Annotated in this window: 15 protein-coding genes; 3 read left to right on the top strand and 12 right to left on the bottom strand. The window is 67.0% G+C overall.

Features of this window, described 5'->3' with window-relative positions; genetic code table 11:
• Positions 1-12 precede the first annotated feature (12 nt).
• A complete protein-coding gene (locus OHQ90_RS39255) occupies positions 13-759 on the top strand; it encodes a type 1 glutamine amidotransferase domain-containing protein (protein WP_328406435.1) in 747 nt (248 codons plus the stop codon).
• 69 nt (positions 760-828) lie between these two features.
• On the opposite strand, the gene OHQ90_RS39250 is transcribed toward OHQ90_RS39255, so the two are convergent.
• Positions 829-1,797: a helix-turn-helix transcriptional regulator gene (locus OHQ90_RS39250; RefSeq protein WP_328406433.1), complete on the bottom strand. Its 969-nt coding sequence runs from the start codon at positions 1,795-1,797 to the stop codon at positions 829-831.
• Between the two features lie 187 nt (positions 1,798-1,984).
• On the opposite strand from OHQ90_RS39250, the gene OHQ90_RS39245 reads away from it, so the two are divergent.
• Positions 1,985-2,137 carry a hypothetical protein gene (locus OHQ90_RS39245; RefSeq protein WP_328406431.1) on the top strand — a complete coding sequence of 51 codons (153 nt, stop codon included), beginning with the start codon at positions 1,985-1,987 and terminating at the stop codon, positions 2,135-2,137.
• Between the two features lie 16 nt (positions 2,138-2,153).
• Here OHQ90_RS39245 and OHQ90_RS39240 read toward each other — a convergent pair whose 3' ends face one another.
• The 4 genes from OHQ90_RS39240 to OHQ90_RS39225 form a co-directional block, all read right to left on the bottom strand.
• Positions 2,154-4,094 (bottom strand): 5-oxoprolinase/urea amidolyase family protein, encoded by a 1,941-nt coding sequence (locus OHQ90_RS39240; protein WP_328413439.1) that lies wholly within the window; start codon positions 4,092-4,094, stop codon positions 2,154-2,156.
• Positions 4,095-4,366: 272 nt separating this feature from the next.
• Entirely contained in the window at positions 4,367-4,987 is a 621-nt protein-coding gene (locus OHQ90_RS39235; protein ID WP_328406428.1) for an urea amidolyase associated protein UAAP2, read from the bottom strand.
• Positions 4,984-5,736: a DUF1989 domain-containing protein gene (locus OHQ90_RS39230; RefSeq protein ID WP_328406426.1), complete on the bottom strand. Its 753-nt coding sequence runs from the start codon at positions 5,734-5,736 to the stop codon at positions 4,984-4,986. The genes OHQ90_RS39235 and OHQ90_RS39230 overlap by 4 nt, the downstream gene beginning before the upstream one ends.
• Before the next feature lie 89 nt (positions 5,737-5,825).
• Complete coding sequence (locus OHQ90_RS39225; protein ID WP_328406424.1) at positions 5,826-7,385, bottom strand: amino acid permease; 1,560 nt, start codon at positions 7,383-7,385, stop codon at positions 5,826-5,828.
• 222 nt (positions 7,386-7,607) lie between these two features.
• On the opposite strand from OHQ90_RS39225, the gene OHQ90_RS39220 reads away from it, so the two are divergent.
• Positions 7,608-8,276 carry a TetR/AcrR family transcriptional regulator gene (locus tag OHQ90_RS39220; protein WP_328406422.1) on the top strand — a complete coding sequence of 223 codons (669 nt, stop codon included), beginning with the start codon at positions 7,608-7,610 and terminating at the stop codon, positions 8,274-8,276.
• A gap of 11 nt (positions 8,277-8,287) precedes the next feature.
• On the opposite strand, the gene OHQ90_RS39215 is transcribed toward OHQ90_RS39220, so the two are convergent.
• The 7 genes from OHQ90_RS39215 to OHQ90_RS39185 form a co-directional block, all read right to left on the bottom strand.
• On the bottom strand, positions 8,288-9,715 hold the full coding sequence (locus OHQ90_RS39215; RefSeq protein WP_328413437.1) for a TerD family protein: 1,428 nt from the start codon (positions 9,713-9,715) through the stop codon (positions 8,288-8,290).
• A 39-nt stretch (positions 9,716-9,754) separates the two neighbouring features.
• Positions 9,755-10,297, bottom strand: coding sequence for a hypothetical protein (locus tag OHQ90_RS39210; RefSeq protein WP_328406420.1), 543 nt, complete (start codon positions 10,295-10,297; stop codon positions 9,755-9,757).
• 271 nt (positions 10,298-10,568) lie between these two features.
• The gene (locus OHQ90_RS39205; protein WP_328406418.1) at positions 10,569-11,369 is read right to left on the bottom strand and encodes a family 1 encapsulin nanocompartment shell protein; all 801 of its coding nucleotides are present in this window, start codon (positions 11,367-11,369) and stop codon (positions 10,569-10,571) included.
• Positions 11,366-12,403, bottom strand: coding sequence for a Dyp-type peroxidase (locus OHQ90_RS39200; RefSeq protein WP_328406416.1), 1,038 nt, complete (start codon positions 12,401-12,403; stop codon positions 11,366-11,368). The genes OHQ90_RS39205 and OHQ90_RS39200 overlap by 4 nt, the downstream gene beginning before the upstream one ends.
• 49 nt (positions 12,404-12,452) lie before the next feature.
• A complete protein-coding gene (locus OHQ90_RS39195) occupies positions 12,453-12,779 on the bottom strand; it encodes a cupin domain-containing protein (RefSeq protein WP_328406414.1) in 327 nt (108 codons plus the stop codon).
• Between the two features lie 228 nt (positions 12,780-13,007).
• Complete coding sequence (locus tag OHQ90_RS39190; protein ID WP_328406411.1) at positions 13,008-13,517, bottom strand: dihydrofolate reductase; 510 nt, start codon at positions 13,515-13,517, stop codon at positions 13,008-13,010.
• Positions 13,514-14,323, bottom strand: coding sequence for a thymidylate synthase (locus tag OHQ90_RS39185; RefSeq protein ID WP_328406409.1), 810 nt, complete (start codon positions 14,321-14,323; stop codon positions 13,514-13,516). Before OHQ90_RS39185 ends, OHQ90_RS39190 begins: the two co-directional genes overlap by 4 nt.
• Positions 14,324-14,358 lie beyond the last annotated feature (35 nt).

The raw sequence follows: 14,358 nt of genomic DNA, 5'->3' as shown, positions 1-14,358 counted from the left end.
AAGGTGCAGCCGGTGAGCGCACGAGTAGATGTATTGAACCCGCAGCGACCCAAGCGGGTGCTGATGGTGGCTTCGAATCCGGCGGTTTCGCGGCAGACCGGGTGGCCGATCGGATTCTGGTGGGCGGAGTTGACCCATCCGTACTGGGAATTCGTCGAGCGGGGTTATCAGGTCGACATCGCCAGCCTCGACGGCGGCGCATTGTCCGCCGATCCGTGGAGCGATCCGCGGGACGACTCCGCCTACAGCGACGAGGACCTGATCAGCCTGGGGTTCCTCTCCTCGCCCAAACATGCTGCATTGGTGGAAAATTCGCTGGCGCTGGACGCGGTGAATCCAGATGACTACGACGCGGTGTTTCTCGTCGGCGGGCAGGCCCCGATGTACACCTTCATCGACGAGCCTCGCATTCATGACTTGGTGTCCTCCCGCGTCGCGGCAGACCGCGTCGTCGCCGTCGTCTGTCACGCCACCTGTGTCCTGCTGAAGGCCACGCTGCCCGATGGACGGCTCGTGGTGGACGGGCGAACCTGGACCGGATTCGCCAATGCCGAGGAAGACTTCGCCGACGAGTTCGTCGGCCAGACCATCCAGCCGTTCCGAATCGAAGACGAGGCACGCAAACTCGACGGTACGAACTTCATCGTCGCCGGTCGCTTCGTACCGCATGCGGTACGTGACGGCAACCTGATCACCGGCCAACAGCAGTACTCCGGCGCCGCGGCGGCCCGGCTGGTGATCGAGGCGCTCGGCGTATAGGCCGCCCCGTACGCAGTTCCTGTGGTCGAGTGGCACATAGGTGCGGCGCAGGTCGAGAAGTTCTCTCGCTCATGTGCCACTCGGCTCGTCGTCGACGGCGGCGGTGAGTCGTGCGATGAGGGTGCGGATGTGGGCGATCAGTTCGGGGGGTTCGTGGATGTGGAACGGGAAGCCGAAGCCGGCTACATAGATGGCCAGTTCGTCCAGGGAGTTGGAACCTGTTCGGAGTAGGCAGGATTGGTGGTCGAGGGGTTCGATGGTGCCGACGGTGGGGGCGATGCGGTCGGCGGCCACCTCGGCGGGGACGTCCAGCGTGATGCGGGCGGAGTAGCGGTAGGGGGAGGTGGTGACGCCGCGGGAAACATAGCCCGCGAGGTCGATATCGGGGGCCTCGCGCGGGGTGAAGAGCGGGCCGGTGGGGATGCGAGGGTTGATGCGGTCGACGCGGTAGGTGCGCCAGTCGGCGCGGTCGAGGTCCCAGGCGATCAGATACCAGTGGCGGCCGGTGTGGGCGAGACGGTGGGGTTCGGTGGTGCGCAGTGATGTTGTGCCGCGATGGCTCCGGTAGTCGAAGCGCAGGCGGTGGTTGTCGCGGATGGTGGCGGCGAGCGCGGTGAGGACATCGGGATCGACGGTCGCCGCCGCTGCGGGGACGGTGATGGTGGTCGAGTGCAGCAGACTGACGCGGTGGCGCAGCCGCGAGGGGAGCACCTGCTCGAGCTTGGTGAGTGCGCGCAGCGAGCTGTCCTCGATACCCGCGATGGTGCCGCCCGCCGCGGTGCGCAGGCCGATGGCGACCGCGACGGCCTCGTCGTCATCGAGCAGCAGGGGCGGGAGTTTCGCGCCCGCGCCGAGGCGGTAGCCCGCCACGCCCGGCGTGGCGTCGACGGGATAGCCGAGGTTGCGTAGCTTGTCGATATCGCGGCGGACGGTGCGTGCATCGACCTCGAGGCGTTCGGCCAGTTCGGCGCCGGTCCAGTCGCGAGGCGTCTGCAACAGCGACAGCAGACGCAGCAGGCGGGCGGAGGTTTCCAACATGACTACAAAGTCTGCCCCGGACATAGGGCGAAAAGTGTCCTAAGTGGGTCAGAGCGGAGCCGGAACTGTTGGTGGTCGACACCCGCGCGTTCTTCCACGACTTGTGCTAAAACCGAAGCCTGTGGTGCTCGCGTCGGCATATCGTCGCCGCGGCAAGGCCACGATCGGATGTACAGGAGTGACCGTCATGAGCGAGCAGCGTTGGCTGACCCAGGAACAGCGTGAAGATTTCTGGGGGCGCTGCGGCTGGTCACCGACCATGCCGGAATCCGACCGCGTGATCATCGAAAACCGCTGGGACGACGAGTCGATCGACATGGCGAAATTGTTCGGCTGGTGACCTGAACGTCGACGCCTCACCCGGTGAGTTCGCCCGCGCGCTGCCAGGAGTTCCGCTCCGCGGCGAATGCCTCGGCTTGCATTGCCCGGAATTCCTCGATGGATCCGGCGTTGTCGGCGAGGAACTGCCGGTAGTCGGCCAGTCGGAAGTCACCGTCTTCGGCTTTCACCCCGACGTTGCCCGCCGCGAAATCGGCACGCAGATCGAGGAGTTCCTCGGCTTCGACGGGATACCAGCGGATTCGGTCGAAATAGCGAAGCAGCCACGGGTTGTCTGCGGGGTCGGTGCCGGCGTTGCGGTGGTTCCACACCTGGGTGGTGCGGCCGACGAACTGATAGCCGCCGGGGCCCTCCATGCCGTAGATGCACAGGTAGGCGCCGCCGATGCCGACCGCGTTCTCGGGGGTCCAGGTGCGGGCCGGATTGTATTTGGTGGTGACCAACCGGTGGCGCGGATCGGTGGGGGTGGCTACCGGCGCGCCGAGATAGACGTCACCGAGGCCGAGGACCAGGTACTCGGCGCCGAACACGGTGTCGTAGACGTCCTGTACCGCCGCCAATCCGTTCATACGGCGGATGAATTCGATGTTCCACGGGCACCAGGGGGCATCGGCGCGGACGCCGTGCTGGTAGCGGGTGATGGCCTCTCGGGTCGACGGATCGTCCCAGGAGAGGGGGAGGTGGACCGTGCGGCTCGGCACGATGAGCTGGTCGGAGGCCGGGATGGTGCGTTCGGCTTCGGCGAGCAGGTCGAGCAATGCGGGCACCGGCAGGATGGCAGGGTCGACGCGGACCTGGAGGGACCGGACACCGGGGGTCAGCTCGGTCACGCCGCGCACACCGGCGGCAAGCAGGTGCCGGTGCAGTGCGTGGACACGGGCACGCAGACCCAAATCCAGTGTCATGGCGCCGTATTCGACGAGCACACCGTCATTGCCTTGGCGTCGGTAGGTCACGCCGGTCTGGTCGTCGACGTCGGTCCGGCGCAGCACGCCGTCGTCATCGTCGCCGCCGGTCGAAATGACTGTCGGCCATGCGGCCCGACGCGCCGGACCCAGTTCACGGATCGAGGCGGCGTGCGCACTGCGAATCGGAACGAAGCGCACGGCGTCGCCAGGGGCGAGCTGGCCGAGCTTCCACCGGTCGGCGGCGACCACGGTGACCGGGCAGACGAAACCGCCGAGACTAGGCCCATCCGGTCCGAGCAGGATGGGGGTGTCACCGGTGAAGTCGAGTGCACCAACGGAATACGGCGTGTCATGAATATTCGACGGATGCAGGCCCGCCTCGCCGCCGTCGGTCCGTGCCCACTCCGGCTTGGGGCCGATGAGCCGGACTCCGGTGCGATCGGAGTTGAAGTGCACTGCGTAATCGGTGCCGATGACGGTGTCGAAGTCGGCGCGGGTGAAGAACTCCGGTGCACCGTGTGGACCCTCGGTGACCGCCAGCTCCCATTGTCGGCTCAGCACCGGCTGCTCCTCCATCGGCACCGCCGCCGCAACTCGGCCGATATGCGGTGCAAGCGGCAGTATTTCGCCCACCCGCAGCGCACTACCTGCACTGCCGCCGAACCGGCCGAGCGTGAAAGTCGAGACGCTGCCGAGGTATTCGGGCAGCTCGATGCCGCCCGCGATCAGCACGTAGCAGCGCATGCCCGGCCCGCGAACGGCCCCGACATCCAGCACGCCGCCGGCCGGAACCTGCACGGTCCGCCACTGGTGCACGCGCGCATCGTTCACCGTGATATCGGTGGGTGCACCGGTCACGACCACCCAGGTCGGTGCGGAAAACTTCAGTGCGGGCCCGCCGAGGGTGCATTCGAGTCCGGCCGCGCCCTCGTCGTTGCCCAGCACCCGGTTGCCGAGCCTGAAGGAAAGATCGTCCATCGGTCCCGACGGCGGTACACCGACATGCCAAAAGCCGACCCGGCCCGGCCAGTCCTGCACTGTGGTGAGCATCCCTGGGCGCACTACCTCGACCTGCGCGAGGGCGGACGAGTCCACAGCTCTGCGGTCCGCAACAGCGGGGCGAGCATTCCGGCCCGGACAGTCGGCTGCACCGCTGTCGAGAAGGTCTGCGGCGGCCTGACCGAAAGGACCGGCGGGAGGCCGACTGTCGGCCCGGTCGGATTCTCCGTATCCCGACCGGGCCGCTGTCGGAGTCGAGGTTTCGGCGGATTTTCCGGGTGAGCTGCTGGTCGTTGCGCCGCTGCGCGGTAGTTCGGCGACGGTCATCGGGTCACCACCATGCGCACGGGGGTGGGGTCGAAGCCGTTGCAGGGGTTGTTGATCTGCGGGCAATTCGAGACGAGCACCAGCGTGTCGGTCTCGGCGCGGAGGGTGACCTTCTTTCCGGGAGCGGACAATCCGTCGACGATGCCGAGGGTGCCGTCGGCCTCCACCGGGACGTTCATGAACCAGTTGATGTTGGACACCAGATCTCGCTTGCCGAGACCCCATCTCAGTGCCTCGGCCAGGAAGTTCTCCACGCAGGCGTGCTGCTGGCGGGTGTGGTGGCCGTAGCGCAGGGTGTTGGACTCCTGGGAGCAGGCGCCCGCGATAGTGTCGTGGTTGCCGACCTCGTCGGCGACCACGGTCATCAGGGCGGTACCCACATCGGTGCGCAGCACGCTGCCGGTGGTGAGGAAGATATTGCGCTGGGCGGTGATGGTGGCCTGCGCGCTGTAGCGGTCGGTGTGGTCGGCGGCCGAGTACAGCAGGCAGTCGACGGCCTGATTGCCGTGCAGGTCGATGATCTCGAGCTGTTCGCCTGCCCGGACTACCGTGGACCACGGCGCGCACGCGGGAACGGTCTGGTCGAGCACGATGGTGCGCGTCGGTGTCGAGTTCATGCCGATGCCTCCAACGTCAGCGCGGCCGCCCACGCTTGTTCGGTGTTCTGCACGGCCCGTTGGTATTCCGGGTCGGAGTTGTGGGTGGCGGTGAGCTCCTCCGGCGCCGACCAGGCGATGACATCGAGGTCTGTTGCGGGCCGGTTGTCCAGCGGGTGCGTGGCATTGGCGATCAGCGCGATTACCGGTAAGTGCACGAGCAGGTCGACCGAGGCGCCCGCACCCGCGCTGCCGGTGGCGATCAACGTGCCGTCGGATTCGACGCGGACACCGCGGAAGAACGACACCGTGGGTGCGATGTCCCGTGGTTCGAGGCCCTGTTTGGTTCCCGCGAGCCGGAGCAGGCCACGGGCCTGCGAGGTGGGTCCACAGAGGGTGTCGTGGTGGCCGGAGGTGTCGGCGAGCACGGTGGCGAGCACCCGGCCCTGATCGGAGAGCAGTGGATGGCCGTCCGCGAGGTAGGCCTGCCACGGCACCTTGACGGTGTCGGCGACATTGAGGCGTTCCCACGGCGCGTCGGCCCGCACGAGCAGCAGGTGCCCGCATGCGGCGCCCGCGGGATCGCCGAGCCGGATGCGGGTGCCGCGGCCGAGCACAACGTTCGTGTAGCCGCCTGCCGGAATGCGTTGGGCCCACGTGATCTTCGTGGTGGCGACGCCGTCGGGCAGCACAGGGGCGGCGACGGCGGCCGCTGCGGCCTGCGATCGGGCGTGCGCGCGGGCGTCGGTTGTGGAAGCGGTGCTTGTCATGATTGGTCCCTCGGGTCAGGTGTGTCGAGGTGTCGGATCGGACGTGCGCGGTGGCGGGCAATGGCGGCGCACCACCGCGCACGCCGGGGTCAGGCAGGTACTACGGCGGGTTCTGTGAGGTCGGCGCGGCGCGGTCCGGCATTGACGAACCGATGTACGACGATCCCGACGGCCCCCACTATCAGCACGAAAAGCGGTGCGGCCCAGAGCATCCACCAGCTTCCGCCCTTCGGTGTGTACACCTCCGCGCGGGGCCAGATCAGATTCACCGCCATCGCGATGCCCCACACCACGGCCAGCAGATTGATCGGAATGCCCGCGCGGCCGAGGTTGAACAGCCCGGCGTCGGCGTTGTCGCGGCCCCAGCCCTTGAAGCGCGCGGCCAGCAGCGGCACCGTGACAAGCAGGTAGGCCAGATACAGCGTCACAATGCAGACGCTGGCCAGCGTCGCGAAGATCGCGGCGTTGCCGAGGTTGAGCACCAGCAGGCCGATGCCGAGCACACCGATCACGATGGCGGGCAGTATGGGTGTGCCGTAGCGCGGATGCACCGCGGCGAGTCGCTCGGCGAAGGGCAGCTTGCCGTCGCGCGCCATCGAGAACATCAGTCGCGAACCCGCGGTCTGAATTGCCAAGGTGCACACCATGATCGCCACTGCGACACAGCCGAGCAGCACCTTGCCCGCCGGGCTGTCGAGCTTCGAGGTGAGCACATAGGCCAGGCCGTCGGTGGCCAGCGCGCCGTCGGACAAGCTCGGTGCGGCCATCAGTGCGCCGATCAGCAGCAGGCCGCCGCCGAGTGCGGAGACCGACAGTGCAGTGAGGATGGTGCGCGGCGCTACCGTGCGCGGATTCTTGGTCTCCTCGGAAAGCTCACCGGCGGAATCGAATCCGACCATCACATACGCGGCCATCAGGCCGGAGACAAGGAACGCGGCCCAGTACGGGCCGGGTGCGGCCTGATCGGTCTGCAACACCACGCCCGGACCGCGTTCGGTGTGGGTGAAGAACAGCGCGACGATCGCGACGACACCGGCGATCTCGACGGTGACACCGATCGAGTTGATCTTGGCCATCAGGTCGATGCCGATCACATTGACCACTGTCGTGATCACCAGCAGGACGCTGCCGAGCAGGACCGCGTTCGCGGCCCCGGACGAAGAGGTGAGCGCGCTGTCCGCGCCGACAACCTGGAATCCGCTCCAGATGGAGGGCAGCACCACCTGGAGTGCGATGGCCGCCGCCGCGGCGGTGACGATCTGCGCGATGACCATCATCCAGCCCGCGAACCAACCGACGACTTCACCGCCCAGTCGGCGCGACCACTGGTAGATGCAGCCCGAAATCGGGTACCGCGCGGCCAGTTCGGCGAAGTTGAGCGCGACGAGCAGTTGGCCCGCGAACACGATCGGCCAGGTCCAGAAGAACGCGGCGCCGCCGAACGAGTAGCCGAGGCCGAAGAACTGGAAGATCGTGGTGAGGATCGAGACAAAGGAAAATCCGGCCGCGAACGAGGCGTAGCGGCCGAGCTTGCGGTGCAGCACCGGCTGATAACCGAAGCCGGCGAGGTCCACGCCGTCAGCGCTGGTGTCCGGTAGTGCTGCGAGGGCAGCGATGGTGGGGGCGGGCGAATCGACTTCAATGGCCATGGGTGGGGTCCTTCGGCGAGTGGCCAATACCTATCAGATGACAGTTTTGCGTTCGCGATCGCGCTTTCGGTGTCCGGTGTGTATCGCTTACGGGAACCCCGGTAACTTCTGGATTGCCTTGATTTCTGTCAAGTGACAGAAACCTCTCCGCTCGGCCACGACCGGCCGTGTGACCGCTGATGCGCCGGTGAAAGCCCCGAAACGCGATGCCAGAATGGGCAGGTGGCAAACCTCGGCCCCGGCCGTCCTCGACTGGCACAGCGACCGCGTCGCGGGCAGACACCGCGCGCCGAGATCCTCGACGCCGCCGGTGAGCTGTTCACCACCAACGGGTACGCCAACACCTCGACGCGTGTTGTCGCCGATGCGGTCGGAATCCGGCAGGCCTCGCTCTACCACCACTTCGCCGCCAAGGACGACATCCTCGACGCGCTGCTCGGCGAAACTGTCGCCGCCCCCTTGGAACTCGCCGAACGGCTGCGCGATGTGCCGGAGTCGGTGGCCGCGCGACTCTACGCGCTGGCCTGGTTCGATGTCCGCCAGCTGTGCGCGGCCCGCTGGAATCTGGGTGCGCTGTATCTGCTTCCCGAGCTGCGTACCGAACGCTTCGCCGCCTTCCGTTTGCGGCGCGACGAATTACGCAGGCACTACGAGGTATTGGCCGCAAGCGTGCTCGCCGAGACGGTCGGCGCGAGCGTCGCCGGGCTGGCGGGGCTCCCGTTCCGCCTCGTCGAGACGGTGATCGGCATCCGCTCCGATGCAGGCAGCGCGCCGGCTTACGCTGAACGCGCGATCCCCGACGCAGTGCTGCGGATGCTCAGCTGGCCGGGCGACCTCGACGAGTTGCGTACGGTGGCGGGCACGCTGCTGCACCGATTGCAGGCCGCCTGACCTTCGGTTCGTCAGCCCTTGCCGCTGGAAGCCTGGAACTCGAAGCCCCAGCCGTACATCTGGGCGATCTCCCGGATGCCGCTGCCGGGACGGCCGCCGGGCGGACGGATGAAGGTGCCGTCGCGGCGAACGACGAACTCGCCGTTGAGATTCTCGATGTGGGCGAGAACCACGTCGCGTGAGTCGTCCGTGCAGCCATCCATGGTCATCTCGATCGGCACCGAGTTGACCGGGTACAGGGTTGCGGTGGCCTGTACACCGCGGAAATCGGTCGCGCCCTCATAGATGGACGCGAACACCAGGATGCGGCGGAACTGCGCGGTGAAATCGAGGTTGATGTCGAGATTCTCGCCGGTGCTGCTGCTGCCGGTCCTGTCGTCCTGGTCGAGCCGGATGAAGGGCGGACGGTCCAGCGCGCCGAACGAACGATCCAGTGCGCGAACGGAACCGATGCGGCCGTCGGTCAGCTCGAAGAAGCAGCAGAGGTCGAGGTCGAGGGTGCCCCCGCCGCGCTTCCTGCCGAACAGCCCGCCACCGCTCGGAGCGACCGAGGTCGTCCAGTTCAGGTTGACGCGCATAGTGCCCGATATCGCGCCCTGCTTGGTCAGCGAGATCGATGGCGACTCTTTGGTCAGCGAGATCTTGCTCATGTTGATCGGCGCACCCGACGGCCCGGCTGCCGGAGGCTGCTGCGGTGGGTAGGGCGGTGGCGGCGCGCTGTAGGGAGCCTGTGGTGGGTAAGGCGGCTGCGGCGGATACGGCGGTGGTGGCGTGGGCGCACTGTAGGTCGGCGGCGGTGGTGCGAACTGTGGTGCGGGCGGGGCGAATTGCTGCGGTGGCGCGGGCGGCGGTGCGAACTGCTGCGGCGCGGGCGGTGGTGGGGTGAACTGCTGGGGCGGCGCGGGCGATGCGGCGGGAGCCGGTGCGTCATCGACGGAGATGCCGAAGTCGGTGGCAAGACCGGCCAGCCCCGAGGCGTATCCCTGTCCGACGGCACGGAACTTCCACGTGCCCTGCCTGAGATACAGCTCGCCGAGTACGAACGCGGTCTCGGTGGTCGCGCCGACGCTGTCGAAACGGGCGACCTCGCCGCCGTTCGACGCGTCGATCACCCGCACATAGAGACCGTGGAACTGCCCGAAGGTGCCGCCGTCCGAGGAGGCCGCGATCACGATGGTGTCGATCTGCGACTCGACCTGGGCCAGATTTACCGACAACGTGTCCAGCACGATCGGACCCTGCTGTTTGCCCTCGTGCCGGACCGCGCCGGAGGCATGCGCAGGCTGGTTGTAGAAGACGAAGTCACTGTCGGACCGCACTTTGCCCGAGACGAGCAGCAGCGCGGACGCATCCGCATCGGGAACCGCGGGTCCCGACTGCCACCCCAGTTCGATGCGGACCGCGGACATCGGCACCGGAACATTGGCGCCCTTCATCATCGACACAGCTGCCAACGTATCGGAAACGGGCCGCCCGCGTCAGGGCTCCACGCCGCGGGTCGGCGGCGCGATCTGCCAATGTCGATGCAGCCCGCCCGCAATCTCCGGGAGCACGGTCACCGGGACGCGTTGGCGGCGCAGCATCTCCCGAATCTCCTGCACCTGCTCACGTTTGCGCATGTCATAGGCACCCGACACCGGGCGAATCACCGGCGGAATGGACAGCAGCACCAGCTCGCCGTGGCGTTCGTCGCCACCGGAAAGGTCGAGGGCAAGCGACCACCTGGCCCGCTCGTCGAGTGCGAACCGTCCGGCAACCACCCGACCCCAGTCGATACTGGATTCCCGCCACGGGGTGCGCCGGTAGATCCCGCCGTCGGTCAGGACGACGACATCGCGTCCGAACAGCGCGACCAGGATCGCGATACCCGCGACCACACCGGCGAGCAGCCCGGTGAACACCCGGTTCGGTCCGAACCCCGTGACGATCGCAGCACAGACGAGTGTGGTCACCCCGATGCCGAGCGCGCCGTAGAGCAGCGCTCGTTGAGTGGGAACCACGCCAGCGCGCACCATCGTCATCTCGCCTCCTGCCGACTGCGAATCCCACCGTACCGGGCCGACCCGCCCGTCGAGGCGCAGGGGAGCAGCGGTTGTACGGCTCCTCCTGAATCCAGTTGGAACCACGGTCGATCAGCGGGAACGACCCGATGCTCACCCCGGTGAACCAAGCGTGCCCGCGGTGCCCGGCGAAGTCGCCGACGATCACCATCCGATTCGGCTCCGGCCGCCAGTAGGTGAGGCGGATATGCACCGGCGTCTTGTGATAGGTGTCCCGAGGCGCTCCGGTTTCTCAGGCCTCCAACGCGACCGCGGCCTCGCCCGTGTACACCAGGAAGGTCAGGCTCTGCTGGAAGTACAGCTGCACCGACTCGGCGTCGTGCGACAGGTAGCCGATCGACAGGTCTTGGCCGAGTTGCAGGTCGAAGTCGCCGCCTCGGGTGGTCAGCACGAACGCGCCGTCGATGGCGGGGGCCCAGATGATCTCGCCGTCGGGGATCAGGCGTTCGATATGAGTGCGGATCGGGTGGCCGTGATCGGACGTCTCGCTGACCGCCGTGTACAGGTCCGCACTGAGCAGCACCGAGTACGGGCCGTCGACGCCCGCCAGCCGCAGCGCGCTGAGCGCCTGGGTGACGGCCTCGGGTACCAGCCGCGGGTCGCTCGGCACGTTGATCGCCTCGTTGGACGAACTCGCCCGGATACCGGTGATATTCGCGGCCGGGTAGCCCTCGAAGATCGCGCGGTCCTCGGCGAACGCGATGCGTCGCGCGGCCTCCTTCACCGGATCCAGATCCGTGTCCTTGGCGCCGCGCTCGACATCGTCGAGCTCATCGCGCGACAGTGTGAACGGGACCCGCAGTTCGACCAGCGGCGCGACAACGCGCTGACGGGCCTGCACGCCCACGTCGGGCGCGGCGATCGCGGTGGTGCGCCCGAGACCGACAGCGGAGTAATCGGTGCCGTGCGGGCCGGACAGATCGACGACGCGACGTCCGGCGATGTGCCGCTTGAAGGTTCGCGTCGCCTCTTCCTCGATTGCCGTCCACGCCTCGGAGGTGATCGGCGCAAGTTCGCGATGGAGGTTGTTCATTGCTGCGTGCTCCTTTTCAACGTGCCGATACCGAGTGATCCATCTCCGGTGTCCGACTTGTCAACGCCCTCGGCGCTCGAAGATTCCTCGACCTCGGGAGCGTCCGGGGGAGCGTCGAGGAAGTCCTGGGGCGGTGTGAAGAACAACGTGCCGGTGACCGCGGTGGAGAAGTCCAGAATTCGGTCGTATTCGGCCTCGTCCGAGCCGAGGAACATCCGCGTGAGCATGGCCTCGGTGACGCTGGGCGTGGCGGCGTAAGCGATGTAGTACGTGCCGAATTCGTCGTCGCGGATGCTGCCGAACGGCATATTGGCGCGCAGGATCTGACGTTGGGTTCCATCGGGATCGACGATGGTGTTCACGGCGACATGGGAATTCAGGGGCTTGTCCGCGTCGGAGAACTCGATGTCGTCCAGCTTGGTGCGGCCGATGACCCGTTCCTGCTCGGGGACGGGTAGTTCGCGCCAGTCCGTCATGGCGTGCAGATATTTCTGCACGATCACGTAGCTGCCGCCCGCGAAGTCGGGGTCCTCGTCGCCGATCAGTGCCACCCGTCCCGCGTCCGAGGTTGGTGAGGCGCCTTCGGGATTCTCGGTGCCGTCCACGAAGCCGAGCAGATCGCGCTGCTCGAAGTAGCGGAAACCGACGGTCTCGTCGACGATGGTCACCGCGCCGTTGAGTCGGTCGCTGAGCAGCATCGCCAACTCGAAGCAGGCGTCCTGCACTTCGGCTTTGATGTGGAACAGCAGGTCGCCCGGTGTGGCGGGGGCTTTGTGGTGTGCGCCGTCGTAACCGGGGAAGTCGTGCAACTCGGCGGGCCGCGGTCCGGTGAACAGCCGATCCCACGCGGCCGAGCCGATCGACGTCACACAGGTCAGTCCAGATCCCGGCAACCGGAACCCGACCGAACGGCGCAATCCGGACAGATCGGCGAGCACCTCGCGCACCGTCTGCTCTCCGCCCTCGTCGATGGTGGCGACGAGGAAGATCGCGGCCGGTGTGAGCGGTTCGAGGATCGGCTGCGGCTCACCCATGATCAACAGCGTAGTGGCCGGCGCCGACACACCGGTCGAGCGGTGCGGGCTACTTGGCGACTGTCAGCAGGAACGCGACGTCGTCCACGGCTTTGACGCTGTGTCGTGCTTTCGGTACAACCAGCAGGTCACCCGCCGAGCCCTTCCATTCGTTGGTGCCGCTGATCAGCGTCAGCGTGCCGCTCAGTACCAGCAGCGTCGACTCGCCCGCGTTGTCGTGCTCGGCCAGACTCTGGCCCGCGCTGAGACCGACAACGGTCTGGCGCAGCGAATTGGCGTGTCCGCCGTAAATGGTTTGCGAACTGCGCCCGCTCGTGGCGGTGGCGGCCAACTTGAGCTGTTGGCGAGCGACCGCTGTCAGCGATTTCTTGTCCATGGACCGCCTTTCGCAGATCACATCCACCCGGATCAGGGCTGGTGATTCGGGCTGGTGGGCGGTGGGTGGACGGATGTCCGAACCGCCGCCTATTCAGGAGTATGCCCGACGTCTGCGCGCCGCGGGCCAGGTTTGATCGCCTGCCCTCGGTGCGGCGTGTTCACGGCCGTCCCCACCGGTCGAACGGTGTTGTGCTGCTGCGGCTGACCGATGCCGGAGGTTTGCCTCCTAGTCGGATCGGTGGCGGATGTAGTGCCGGATACGGAAGCGCAGCCCGGTCGTCGACTCCTGCCACTGCGCCGGTTCGACGGCATGCCATTCGGGGCCGATGAGAGGTGCGTACGCGTCGCCGTCCACGGTGGTGTCGACCTCGGTGACGAGCAGATCCGTCGCGAAATCCATAGCGGCGCGATAGATCTCGCCGCCGCCCGCGATCCACACGGTGCCCGGTGTACTCATGGCCATCGCCTCTGGCAGCGATCCTGCGCGTTCGGCGCCCTCGGCGGACCAATCGGATTGCCTGGTCACCACGATGTTGCGACGGCCGTCGAGCGGGCGGAATCTCGGTGGTAGCGAGTCCCAGGTGCGCCTGCCCATCACCACGGGATGACCCATGGTGACGGCCTTGAAATTCGCCATGTCCTCGGGCACGCGCCAGGGGATGGTGTTCTCGAAACCGATTACCCCCTCAGGGGTTTGCGCCCAGATGAGCCCGATCGTCCGGTCCGGTCCGCTCACACCGCCACCGGGGCCTTGATGGCCGGGTGATGCTGGTAGTCGACGATGTCGACGTCGGTATAGGTGTAGTCGAACAGCGTCGGCGCCTGGCGCAGCCGCAGCGTCGGGAACGGGTACGGGTCACGGGTGAGTTGCTCGGTGACCTGCTCGACGTGGTTGTCGTAGATGTGGCAGTCACCGCCGGTCCAGATGAAGTCGCCGGGCTCCAGCCCGGTCTGCTGGGCCACCATGTGGGTGAGCAGCGCATAGCTGGCGATATTGAACGGGACGCCGAGGAACAGGTCGGCGCTGCGCTGATAGAGCTGGCAGGACAGCTTGCCGTCGGCCACATAGAACTGGAAGAACGCATGGCACGGAGCCAGTGCCATCCTGTCCAGCTCGGCCACGTTCCAGGCGGAGACGATCATGCGACGCGAATCCGGATTGTTGCGCAGGGTGTGCAGCACCTCGGAGATCTGGTCGATGTGGGCGCCGTCCGGCGTGGGCCACGACCGCCACTGCACGCCGTAGACCGGGCCGAGTTCGCCATCGGCGTCGGCCCATTCGTCCCAGATGGAAACGCCGTGCTCGTGCAGCCAGGAGACGTTGGAATCGCCGCGCAGGAACCACAGCAGCTCGTAGACGATCGACTTCAGATGCACCTTTTTGGTGGTGATCAGCGGGAAGCCCGCCGCGAGGTCGTAGCGCAGCTGGTGGCCGAAGATGCTGCGGGTGCCGGTCCCGGTACGGTCCGCTTTCGCCGTCCCGGAGTCCAGGACCAGACGGAGCAGGTCCTCGTACTGGGTATCGCGAGCATTGGTGGCCACGCCTCGCGAGTTTACTGATGCCTGGCAAGCTCTCC

It is taken from the genome of Nocardia sp. NBC_00403 (assembly GCF_036046055.1).
Classification (GTDB): domain Bacteria; phylum Actinomycetota; class Actinomycetes; order Mycobacteriales; family Mycobacteriaceae; genus Nocardia.
This window is presented reverse-complemented; position numbering and strand designations above follow the sequence as displayed.

What these genes read in the sequence shown, in the direction of transcription:
- OHQ90_RS39250 (WP_328406433.1), bottom strand. Translation starts at nt 1,797, where the DNA reads ATGTTGGAAACCTCCGCCCGCCTGCTGCGTCTGCTGTCGCTGTTGCAG.
- OHQ90_RS39245 (WP_328406431.1), top strand. Translation starts at nt 1,985, where the DNA reads ATGAGCGAGCAGCGTTGGCTGACCCAGGAACAGCGTGAAGATTTCTGG.
- OHQ90_RS39240 (WP_328413439.1), bottom strand. Translation starts at nt 4,094, where the DNA reads ATGCTCACCACAGTGCAGGACTGGCCGGGCCGGGTCGGCTTTTGGCAT.
- OHQ90_RS39235 (WP_328406428.1), bottom strand. Translation starts at nt 4,987, where the DNA reads ATGAACTCGACACCGACGCGCACCATCGTGCTCGACCAGACCGTTCCC.
- OHQ90_RS39230 (WP_328406426.1), bottom strand. Translation starts at nt 5,736, where the DNA reads ATGACAAGCACCGCTTCCACAACCGACGCCCGCGCGCACGCCCGATCG.
- OHQ90_RS39225 (WP_328406424.1), bottom strand. Translation starts at nt 7,385, where the DNA reads ATGGCCATTGAAGTCGATTCGCCCGCCCCCACCATCGCTGCCCTCGCA.
- OHQ90_RS39215 (WP_328413437.1), bottom strand. Translation starts at nt 9,715, where the DNA reads ATGATGAAGGGCGCCAATGTTCCGGTGCCGATGTCCGCGGTCCGCATC.
- OHQ90_RS39210 (WP_328406420.1), bottom strand. Translation starts at nt 10,297, where the DNA reads ATGACGATGGTGCGCGCTGGCGTGGTTCCCACTCAACGAGCGCTGCTC.
- OHQ90_RS39205 (WP_328406418.1), bottom strand. Translation starts at nt 11,369, where the DNA reads ATGAACAACCTCCATCGCGAACTTGCGCCGATCACCTCCGAGGCGTGG.
- OHQ90_RS39200 (WP_328406416.1), bottom strand. Translation starts at nt 12,403, where the DNA reads ATGGGTGAGCCGCAGCCGATCCTCGAACCGCTCACACCGGCCGCGATC.
- OHQ90_RS39195 (WP_328406414.1), bottom strand. Translation starts at nt 12,779, where the DNA reads ATGGACAAGAAATCGCTGACAGCGGTCGCTCGCCAACAGCTCAAGTTG.